The sequence below is a fragment of the Allobacillus halotolerans genome (genome assembly GCF_018967645.1).
GTDB classification, from domain to species: domain Bacteria; phylum Bacillota; class Bacilli; order Bacillales; family Alkalibacillaceae; genus Allobacillus; species Allobacillus halotolerans.
The window spans coordinates 108,804-119,114 of the sequence record NZ_JAHLZF010000007.1; the positions used below are offsets into that span (position 1 = coordinate 108,804).

The window sequence follows — 10,311 nt, forward strand, 5'->3', positions numbered from 1 at the left end:
AAGAAAGAAGGTTACCGATGACAAACGCAGCTTATATTCATATTCCTTTTTGCCATGAAATTTGCCATTACTGCGATTTTGCAAAAATGTATTACAATCAATCATTGGCAGATGACTATTTGAAGGCTTTAGACAAGGAAATGGAGCTATATATTGGAAAGCAACCAAAAACGGTACGCACCATTTATATCGGTGGAGGAACACCGACAAGCTTGAATCCAGAACAATTGACAAAATTAATGACGTCCATCTCGACATATTTTAACGTCGATGAAGTTGAAGAGTTTACGATTGAGGCGAACCCGGGTGAGTTTACAGAAGATCATGTAAAAGTTATGAAAGAATTCGGTGTCAACCGAGTCTCGCTTGGTGTCCAGGTATTGGATGATGCTTATCTGAAACAGTTGAACAGGCTTCACACTGTCGAAGATGTCAACAAAGCTGTCCACTCATTGGAGCGTCATGACCTGACAAATATTAGTATGGACTTTATTTACGCGCTACCAGATCAATCGTTAGAGCATTTCAAACAAACATTAAATCAAGCGATAGCGTATGATTTGCCCCATTATTCATCTTATGCACTACAAATCGAGCCGCGAACTGTATTTCACATGCGTCACCAACAAGGTAAGTTGAATAAACCGCCAGAGGAAACAGAAGCGGATATGCTGATCGCCTTGATGGATATGATGGAAAGCAACGGGTTAAATCATTATGAAATTAGTAACTATGCGAAAAAGGGATTTGAGAGTCAACATAATTTGACCTATTGGAGTAACGCACCCTACTATGCATTTGGATCAGGCGCACATGGGTATTTAAACGATGAGCGATATGTGAATTACCGGCCGGTGAATCATTATATTCAAGCGATCAATGATCGGAAAAAGCCGATATTACATATCGATGAAATCACGAAGAAAGAAAAAATTGAAGAAGAAATGTTTCTTGGCCTGCGAAGAAGAAGTGGCGTATCTGATTCTTTGTTTCAGCAAAAGTATGGCGTTTCTTTATTTGATGTTTACGGAAAAGAGATTAAACGATTAAGTCAAAAAGAATGGGTTGAGTACGACAAAGATACCATTCGTATGACACGGCAAGGGTTAATGTTCGGTAACGAAGTATTCTCATCATTTCTATTGGATGAAAATCAATACACTCTTATTGACAGTTAAAATGGTTTTTGATAATTTAATAATAGCATTAGCACTCGAACAAAAAGAGTGCTAACAGAGGTGAGTTAAATGCTTACAGATCGCCAATTGTTAATATTGAAAGTCATTGTGGATGAGTTTGTTGATACTGCACAACCAATCGGCTCTCGAAACATCGCCAAAAAAGATCAAGTCGGGTTTAGCCCAGCTACAATCCGGAATGAAATGGCTGATTTAGAGGAGTTGGGTTTCTTGCAAAAAACTCATTCATCTTCGGGGAGGATGCCGTCTGAAAAAGGATATCGTTTCTATGTCGATCATCTGATGGACCCATTAAAATTGACAAAAGACGAAATCATGCGCATCAACAAATATTTTAGTCATAAGATGATCGAATTGGAACGTGTTATGGAGAATTCTGCTAACATTTTATCCGAATTGACGCAGTACATGACATTGGTTCTTGGTCCTGAAATTTTCGAAACAAAATTAAAACAAGTACAAATTGTTCCGTTAACGCAGCATTCAGCGATTGCAATTCTTGTGACAGATACGGGTCATGTTGAGCACCGATCTTTTGTTATCCCTCAAGGATTAGATCGATCAGACCTTGAGAAGACGGTCAATATCTTAAATGAGAAGCTTGTGGGCATACCACTCGTCTATTTGGACCGGATGATCAAGAAAGAAGTGAGAGGTTTAATTGAGAAGTATACGTCCGACTTTTCAAAAGCTTACCAACTGCTAGAAGAAGCTTTATTGATCGACTTGCCGACCAACTTATATGTAAGTGGAAAAGGGAACATGTTAAACCAACCAGAATTCAATGATATTGAAAAGATTAAAATTCTATTCAGTATGATGGAAAGCGAAGAACAAATTGCACCGATTTTAAAATCGAAAGAAGAAGGAACCCATATTTTTATCGGACGAGAGAATAAAATCGAGGCATTAAATGATTTATCATTAATTACATCTACCTATACAATTGGCGAAGACCAAGTAGGTACGATTGCTTTACTCGGGCCAACACGGATGGATTATGCGAAAGCTGTTGCCATGCTTCAATTATGGAGTAAGCAAATGAGCCAATCGTTAAAGTCCTGGTATGATAAAAATTAATCATTTGATGTCAATCCCTACTAGTTGATTTTTAATCGATAGATGATATATTTAACAATTGGAAATCTAGGAAGCGTTACATGAGGAGGTGACTGGATTGGTCGATGAACATAACAACGAAAAAGATAGCATCGTAACAGACCCAGAAGATCATTTCGATGAAGTGATTGAAGAAGAAAATGAAACAATTGAAGATACAAATCAAGAAGAGAACGAAACTGAAGAGTCACAAGAAGCTGATTCGGAAGAAAATCAATCCGAACTCAACCAATTAAAGGATGAGAATGCTGATTTAAATGACCGTCTCCTTCGTTTGCAAGCAGACTTTGATAATTACAAAAGAAGAATGAAAAAAGAAAAAGAGACGGATTTGAAATATAAATCTCAAGAGCTTGCTACAGAAATCATTCCTGCGTTGGATAACTTTGAACGAGCGTTGCAAACAGGCGCCGATCAAGAGAATGTTGCCTCTTTTATTGAAGGCGTAGAAATGGTATATCAACAACTTCAACAAGCCTTGGAAAAAGTCGGTGTGACTGAAATTGAAGCTGAAGGAAAAGAATTTGATCCAACTGTCCATCAAGCTGTGATGCAAGTTCAAGAAGATGGATTTGAATCAAATCAGGTAATCGAAGTGCTTCAAAAAGGGTATCAGTTAAAAGACCGTGTGATCCGCCCGGCAATGGTTAAAGTAAACCAGTAATAATAAACCAAATCAAACAGTGTGCAAGGAGGATTTTTTTATGAGTAAAATTATCGGAATTGACTTAGGAACAACAAACTCTGCCGTAGCCGTAATGGAAGGCGGCGATTCTACCATCATCCCAAATCCAGAAGGAAACCGTACAACACCATCCGTTGTTTCCTTTAAAAATGGCGAGCGCCAAGTAGGTGAAGTTGCGAAACGTCAAGCAATCACGAACCCTAACACCATTCAGTCCATTAAACGTTATATGGGAACAGACCACAAAGAAGAAGCAGAAGGTAAAGAATATACACCGCAAGAAGTTTCTGCAATTTTACTACAACACTTGAAATCATATGCAGAAGAATATTTAGGTGAATCCGTTGAAAAAGCAGTCGTAACAGTACCTGCATATTTCAATGACGCTGAAAGACAAGCAACAAAAGATGCTGGTAAGATTGCTGGCTTGGAAGTAGAGCGTATCATTAACGAGCCGACTGCTGCAGCATTGGCATACGGAATTAACCAAGATGATGATCAAACTGTTTTGGTTTATGACCTTGGTGGAGGTACGTTTGACGTATCTATTCTAGATATCGGTGACGGAACATTTGAAGTTGTTTCAACTGCAGGTGATAACCGTCTAGGTGGAGATGATTTTGACCAAGTCATTATTGATCATATGGTTCAAGAATTCAAAAAAGAAAACGGCATTGATCTATCTCAAGATAAAATGGCAGTTCAGCGTTTGAAAGATGCTGCTGAGAAAGCGAAGAAAGATCTTTCTGGTGTAGCACAAACACAAATTTCTCTACCATTTATTACAGCAGGAGAAGCAGGACCACTTCATCTAGAAATGACACTAAGCCGTGCGAAGTTTGAAGAACTATCTGCTGGATTGGTTGAGCGGACAATGAAGCCAACTCGCCAAGCATTAAATGATGCGGATATGAAAGCTTCAGACATTGATAAAGTACTATTGGTCGGTGGTTCCACTCGTATTCCAGCAGTACAAGAAGCGATTAAGAAAGAAATTGGAAAAGAGCCATCAAAAGGCGTTAACCCAGACGAAGTTGTTGCACTAGGCGCAGCAATCCAAGGTGGCGTGCTTCAAGGAGACGTTAAAGACGTTGTACTATTGGACGTTACACCACTTTCACTTGGAATTGAAACAATGGGTGGCGTATTCACTAAGCTGATTGAACGTAACACAACGATTCCAACAAGTGAAAAACAAGTATTCTCTACTGCGGCTGATAATCAAACAGCAGTTGATATTCACGTCCTTCAAGGTGAACGTGAAATGGCACAATACAACAAAACACTTGGCCGTTTCCAGTTAACGGATATTCCACCGGCACCACGTGGTATTCCGCAAATTGAAGTATCTTTTGATATCGATGCCAACGGAATTGTAAACGTTAGTGCAAAAGATTTAGGCACAAACAAAGAACAATCCATTACGATCAAATCTTCTTCAGGTCTATCCGATGATGAAGTTGAACGTATGGTAAAAGAAGCAGAAGAAAATGCTGAAGAAGATAAAAAACGTCGTGAAGAAGTAGAGCTACGCAACGAAGCTGATCAACTCGTATTCACAACGGATAAAACGATCAAAGATCTAGGCGAACAAGTTTCAGAAGATGAGAAGAAGAAAGCTGAAGAGCTCAAAGAAGAATTGAAGTCTGCTCTTGAAGGCGAAGACCTAGATGCAATCAAAGAGAAAAAAGAAGCACTTGAGCAAGAGGTACAGAACCTCAGCGTGAAATTATATGAGCAGGCAGCACAGCAAGCGCAACAAGAAGGCGGCGAACAGTCTCAAGATGACAACGTTGTAGACGCTGAATATGAAGAAGTTCAAGACGATGAAGAGAAAAAATAAGCTTCATGTGTAAAAGGTTTAAAAAAAGTCAAAGTCAACTTACTGGCTTTGGCTTTTTTTAAGGTGATTTTCTCTATGCCGATCATTTAATATGTATAGTTGGATTCTGTCTTTAAGAAAAAACATAATTAATCATTCGTAAGCAAATTATCGATACATGATCAATCAGTAAATCCGACTCTACGTTGCAGAAAGAAATCATCTAATGTTATGATAAATTTTATGTTATATGATGCAGGAGAGTGGTCTCATGAGTAAAAGAGATTATTATGAGGTCCTAGGGGTTTCTAAAGATGCCTCTAAGGATGAAATTAAAAAAGCCTATCGAAAAATGGCGCGCAAGTACCATCCCGATGTGAATAAAGAAGAGGATGCGGCTGATAAATTTAAAGAGGCAAAAGAAGCTTATGAAATTTTAGGCAATGAGCAAAAGAGAGCTCAGTATGATCAATTCGGCCATGCAGGAACACAAGGCGGCCAAGGCGGCTTTGGTGCCGGTGGTTTCGGAGCAGAAGGGTTTGGTGGCTTCGAAGATATATTTGACATGTTCTTTGGCGGAGGCGGACGTACAAGAGATCCAAATGCGCCACAAAAAGGTCAAGATCTTCAATATACGATGGAACTCGATTTTGAAGAAGCCGTTTTTGGAAAAGAAACGACAATTCATATCCCGAAAGAAGAAACATGTGATACGTGCGAAGGCTCAGGCGCCAAACCAGGCACGAGTGTAAACACTTGTTCACACTGTCAAGGGACAGGACAGTTGAATGAAACGCAGAATACGCCTTTTGGTCGCGTCGTCAATCGTCGTGTCTGTCATTATTGTAGTGGAACCGGAAAACAAGTCGAACAGAAATGCTCCACTTGCGGTGGTAAAGGAACCGTCCGTAAACGAAAGAAAATTGACATTAATATTCCAGCGGGGATCGATGATGGTCAACAAATTCGTGTAAGCGGCGAAGGGAACCCTGGTGAAAACGGGGGACCTCCAGGAGATTTGTTTGTTGTGATCCGGGTAAAAAGTCATGAATTTTTTGAGCGTGACGGTGATGATATTCTGTGTGAGATGCCAATCACCTATGCACAAGCGGCACTCGGTGATGAAGTCGAAGTTCCGACAGTGCATGGCAAAGTCAAGTTTAAAATACCAGGTGGAACACAAACAGGCACCCATTTCCGCTTAAAAGGAAAAGGTGTACCGAATGTTCATGGTTATGGACAGGGAGATCAGCATATCCTTGTTAAAGTAATGGTTCCAAAAGAACTGAATGAACGACAAAAAGAACTGCTTAGAGAACTTCATGAAATGGAAAGTGATGAAACCCTAGATGAGCATCACGACAACTTGTTTCAGCGAATGAAACGAGCATTTAAAGGTGATTAATAAAGACGTAAAAGAAAGTTGGTCGATTCACTGATGACGTGGTCTGAAATTAAAGTTCATACAACAAACGAGGCAATTGAAGCTGTTTCTCATATATTTCAAGAAGCTGGAGCGAGTGGCGTAGTCATTGTTGATCCACATGACTTATATAAGGATCATGTTACATTATACGGAACAATTTATGAGCTCGACGCATCCAACTATCCAACAGATGGAGTCTATGTAAAATCTTATTTACCTACAGACGATTCTCTGACTGAGAAAGTGTCTTTCATCAAACAGGCCATCAGTGATTTGCCAAGATTTGATATTCCGATTGGGCGCAATGAAGTGACCCTGTCAGAGGTTCACGAAGAAGATTGGTCAACAGCGTGGAAAAAATATTATAAGCCCGTCAAAGTATCCGAACGAATTACCATAAAACCGACATGGGAGGAATATCAACCTTCCTCAGACGAATTGATTATTGAGTTGGATCCCGGAATGGCTTTTGGTACAGGTACCCATCCTACAACGATCTTAAGCTTGCAAGCATTGGAGCGTTACTTGAATTCGAAAGATCTCGTACTAGATGTGGGGTCGGGTTCAGGTATTCTTAGTATTGCTGCGGCAAAATTAGGAGCATCTCATGTCTATGCATACGATCTGGATGAAGTAGCGGTTACTAGCACACAAAATAACTCGACGTTGAATGAAACAGATGAGAGGATTACCGTCCAGAAGAATGATTTATTAAAAGACGTGGAACAAGAGCCGGATGTAATCGTCTCCAATATTTTAGCTGAGATCATCATTCAATTGACCGAAGATGCTTTTCACTTGCTAAAACCGAATGGATTACTTATTACTTCTGGTATTATCCAAAGAAAAAAACAAGAGGTTTTAGAAGATTTGACGAATAAAGGATTTCAAATCGTTGAAACGAAAGATTTAGAGGACTGGGTCTCCATTGTGGCGCAAAAGCCAGATGGTGCGAAAAAGGATCGGGAATAATATGCAAAGATACTTTGTGTCAGTAAATGACGTACAAATGAATACGGTTACCATCCAAGGTGATGACCGTCATCATATGGCGAATGTCATGCGTTTTCAACCTGGAGATCAAGTGGTTATTTGCCAACCTGACGAAACGAGCCATATAGGTGTTATCGACCAAATTCATCCAGAAGAAATTAAAATTACTTTGCTGGAAGAGTTAGATGAACAGAAGGAGTTACCAATAACGGTCACTGTAGCACAAGGTATGCCGAAAGGTGATAAACTTGAACTAATCGCACAAAAAGGGACAGAACTCGGCATGCATTCGCTTCTACCTGTTCAAATGGATCGATCGATTGTTAAATGGGATGGAAAAAAAGAAGCGAAAAAGCGAGCTCGTTTAGAAAAAATTGTAAAAGAAGCTAGTGAGCAATCGCATCGAACAATCATCCCTCACATACTACCGATGACATCATTAAAAGAGTTGGATCTTCATCAGTATGATTATTGTTTGGTAGCTAATGAAATAGAAGCCAAGCAAACAGATCATTCTTCGACTTTTCGAGAAGTTCTTGGTAAGATAAATAAAAATGATCAAATACTTATAGTCATTGGTCCAGAAGGTGGGTTCTCTGAGAAGGAACTAGCTTTCTTGGATCATGAGCACGTGTATTCGATACGACTTGGAAAACGTATATTACGGACGGAGACAGCACCACTTTATGTACTTGCTGCTTTGTCTTTTTATTTTGAAGAATGGAGTTGATCGTGTGACGACCGTTGCTTTTCACACCCTAGGTTGTAAGGTCAATCATTATGAAACAGAAGCAATTTGGCAATTTTTTAAAGAGCATGATTATGAACGTGTTGATTTCGACCAGCATTCAGACGTCTACGTCATCAATACATGCACTGTAACGAATACCGGCGATAAAAAAAGCCGACAAGTAATCCGTAGAGCCGTGCGTAAAAACCCTGAAGCCGTTATTTGTGTAACAGGGTGTTATGCACAAACCTCTCCAGATGAAATCATGGAAATTCCTGGAGTGGATATTGTTGTCGGTACGCAGGATCGTAAAAAGATGCTAGAGTACATCGAAGTTTATAAAGAAGAAAGAGAACCGATCAATGCCGTTAAAAACATTATGAAAAATCGCGTTTTTGAAGCGATGGACGTACCTGAATTTACTGACCGTACACGTGCTTCTTTGAAAATTCAAGAAGGATGTAATAATTTCTGTACGTTTTGTATCATTCCTTGGGCAAGAGGTTTAATGCGTTCTCGTCCACCAGAGGATGTCATTAAACAAGCGCAACAGCTTGTGGACGCCGGGTACCAGGAGATTGTACTTACAGGTATTCATACCGGCGGATATGGAGAAGATTTAGAAGACTATAACCTAGCTGCTTTGCTCCGTGATTTGGAAAGCAAAGTTGTCGGTCTAAAACGGATTCGAATTTCCTCCATTGAAGCGAGTCAGATTTCTGATGAAGTGATTGAAGTGCTCGATCAATCGAAAAAGATTGTCCGTCACTTGCATATTCCACTACAATCAGGTTCTGATACCGTCTTAAAACGTATGCGAAGAAAATACACCATGGAGTTTTATTTCACACGGGTGAAGAAAGTGAAAGAAGCTTTACCTGGACTAGCCATTACTTCAGACGTCATTGTTGGTTTCCCAGGTGAAACGGAAGAAGAATTCATGGAAACCTATCGTTCCATTCAGGAGATCGGTTTTTCTGAATTACACGTGTTTCCATATTCACAAAGAACCGGGACACCTGCTGCACGAATGAAAGATCAAATTGACGACGAAACAAAAAATGACCGAGTTCATCGACTCATTGAGCTATCCGATCAGCAAGCGAAAGAATATGCTTCTCTCTTTGAAGGTGAAGTGTTAGAAGTCATTCCGGAAGTTCCATATAAATTAGATCCAGATAGTGGTTTATATGAAGGGTATTCAGACAACTATATGAAAGTTGTGCTTGAGTGTTCTCCGGATATGGTTGGAAATGTAGTTAAAGTAAAAATCACAGAAGCTGGTTATCCTTATAATAAAGGGCAGTTTGTCCGTGTCATGGAAGATGATGAAGTTTATAATCAAGTAATCAGTTCATAAAAGGAGTAGATTTGAGATGGACCGGAATATCGCAGGAATGATTGACCATACGTTATTGAAACCAGATGTTCAAGCAGAACAAATCAATCAACTATGTGAAGAGGCAAAGGAATATAAGTTTGCTTCCGTCTGTGTAAACCCTACATGGGTCGCACATTGTCATGAACTATTGAAAGATTCAGATGTGAAAGTCTGTACCGTGGTCGGTTTCCCTTTAGGTGCAACAACATTAGAAACAAAAGTATTTGAAGCAAAACAAGCTGTTGAAAACGGTGCAACTGAAGTGGATATGGTCATTAATATCGGTTCACTAAAAGATCATCGCTTTGAAGAAGTTGAAACGGAAATCAAAGAAATCGTAGAAGCTGTAAAAGGTCGAGCGATTGTTAAAGTGATCATTGAAACCGTCTTATTGGACCAAGATGAAAAAGTGAAAGCGTGCGAGCTAGCTAAACTAGCTGGTGCTGACTTCGTCAAAACCTCCACAGGATTTGCCGGTGGCGGTGCAACTGTTGATGATATCCGTCTCATGCGTTTGACAGTTGGCCCTGAAATGGGTGTCAAAGCATCTGGTGGTGTCCGCAACCTAGAAGATGCCAATGCAATGTTAGATGCAGGAGCGACTCGTATTGGCGCTTCAGCAGGCGTAGATATTGTGAATGGTCAAGAAGGACAATCAAGTTACTAATTGAATTGTATGAAAGTTTATAGATGAAATGAAAACCCGAACGATTTAAAAATAAATCGCTCGGGTTTTTGTTTGCATTATGGTTTGGGTTTATCAAAATAAGTGATGATCGTGATTAAAGGGGTCGTGAGCACTCATTTATCAGCAGTTAGCTATGCTTTTTCAACAGTTAGCCCTCATTTATCAGCAGTTGGCTATGCTTTTTCAACAGTTGGAACTCAGTTAGCCGCACTTTTTCAACAGTTAGCCCTCATTTATCAGCAGTCAGCGTTGCTTTTTCAACAGTTAG

The 10,311-nt window shown here is 39.8% G+C and carries 9 protein-coding genes; all 9 read left to right on the forward strand.

The genetic code is table 11. The annotated features are described in order from the left end of the window. Positions 1-17: 17 nt before the first annotated feature. A complete protein-coding gene (gene hemW, locus KQ486_RS06725; RefSeq protein ID WP_144160358.1) occupies positions 18-1,178 on the forward strand; it encodes a radical SAM family heme chaperone HemW in 1,161 nt (386 codons plus the stop codon). 69 nt (positions 1,179-1,247) lie between these two features. Next, positions 1,248-2,279, forward strand: a complete 1,032-nt coding sequence (gene hrcA / locus KQ486_RS06730) for a heat-inducible transcriptional repressor HrcA (RefSeq protein WP_144160355.1) — start codon at positions 1,248-1,250, stop codon at positions 2,277-2,279. Between the two features lie 97 nt (positions 2,280-2,376). Next, positions 2,377-2,982 (forward strand): nucleotide exchange factor GrpE, encoded by a 606-nt coding sequence (grpE, locus tag KQ486_RS06735; protein ID WP_246569219.1) that lies wholly within the window; start codon positions 2,377-2,379, stop codon positions 2,980-2,982. Positions 2,983-3,022: 40 nt separating this feature from the next. Next, the gene (gene dnaK / locus KQ486_RS06740) at positions 3,023-4,846 is read left to right on the forward strand and encodes a molecular chaperone DnaK (protein ID WP_216687125.1); all 1,824 of its coding nucleotides are present in this window, start codon (positions 3,023-3,025) and stop codon (positions 4,844-4,846) included. A gap of 250 nt (positions 4,847-5,096) precedes the next feature. Continuing rightward, positions 5,097-6,230, forward strand: coding sequence for a molecular chaperone DnaJ (gene dnaJ / locus KQ486_RS06745; protein ID WP_144160349.1), 1,134 nt, complete (start codon positions 5,097-5,099; stop codon positions 6,228-6,230). 33 nt (positions 6,231-6,263) lie between these two features. Then, complete coding sequence (gene prmA, locus KQ486_RS06750) at positions 6,264-7,223, forward strand: 50S ribosomal protein L11 methyltransferase (protein WP_216687126.1); 960 nt, start codon at positions 6,264-6,266, stop codon at positions 7,221-7,223. 1 nt (position 7,224) lies between these two features. Further along, positions 7,225-7,974 (forward strand): 16S rRNA (uracil(1498)-N(3))-methyltransferase, encoded by a 750-nt coding sequence (locus KQ486_RS06755; protein ID WP_216687127.1) that lies wholly within the window; start codon positions 7,225-7,227, stop codon positions 7,972-7,974. Positions 7,975-7,978: 4 nt separating this feature from the next. Then, entirely contained in the window at positions 7,979-9,334 is a 1,356-nt protein-coding gene (mtaB, locus tag KQ486_RS06760; protein ID WP_216687128.1) for a tRNA (N(6)-L-threonylcarbamoyladenosine(37)-C(2))-methylthiotransferase MtaB, read from the forward strand. A 16-nt stretch (positions 9,335-9,350) separates the two neighbouring features. Next, a complete protein-coding gene (gene deoC, locus KQ486_RS06765) occupies positions 9,351-10,022 on the forward strand; it encodes a deoxyribose-phosphate aldolase (protein ID WP_144160337.1) in 672 nt (223 codons plus the stop codon). Positions 10,023-10,311 lie beyond the last annotated feature (289 nt).

What these genes read in the sequence shown, in the direction of transcription:
- prmA (WP_216687126.1), top strand. Translation starts at nt 6,264, where the DNA reads ATGACGTGGTCTGAAATTAAAGTTCATACAACAAACGAGGCAATTGAA.
- hrcA (WP_144160355.1), top strand. Translation starts at nt 1,248, where the DNA reads ATGCTTACAGATCGCCAATTGTTAATATTGAAAGTCATTGTGGATGAG.
- deoC (WP_144160337.1), top strand. Translation starts at nt 9,351, where the DNA reads ATGGACCGGAATATCGCAGGAATGATTGACCATACGTTATTGAAACCA.
- dnaJ (WP_144160349.1), top strand. Translation starts at nt 5,097, where the DNA reads ATGAGTAAAAGAGATTATTATGAGGTCCTAGGGGTTTCTAAAGATGCC.
- hemW (WP_144160358.1), top strand. Translation starts at nt 18, where the DNA reads ATGACAAACGCAGCTTATATTCATATTCCTTTTTGCCATGAAATTTGC.
- dnaK (WP_216687125.1), top strand. Translation starts at nt 3,023, where the DNA reads ATGAGTAAAATTATCGGAATTGACTTAGGAACAACAAACTCTGCCGTA.
- KQ486_RS06755 (WP_216687127.1), top strand. Translation starts at nt 7,225, where the DNA reads ATGCAAAGATACTTTGTGTCAGTAAATGACGTACAAATGAATACGGTT.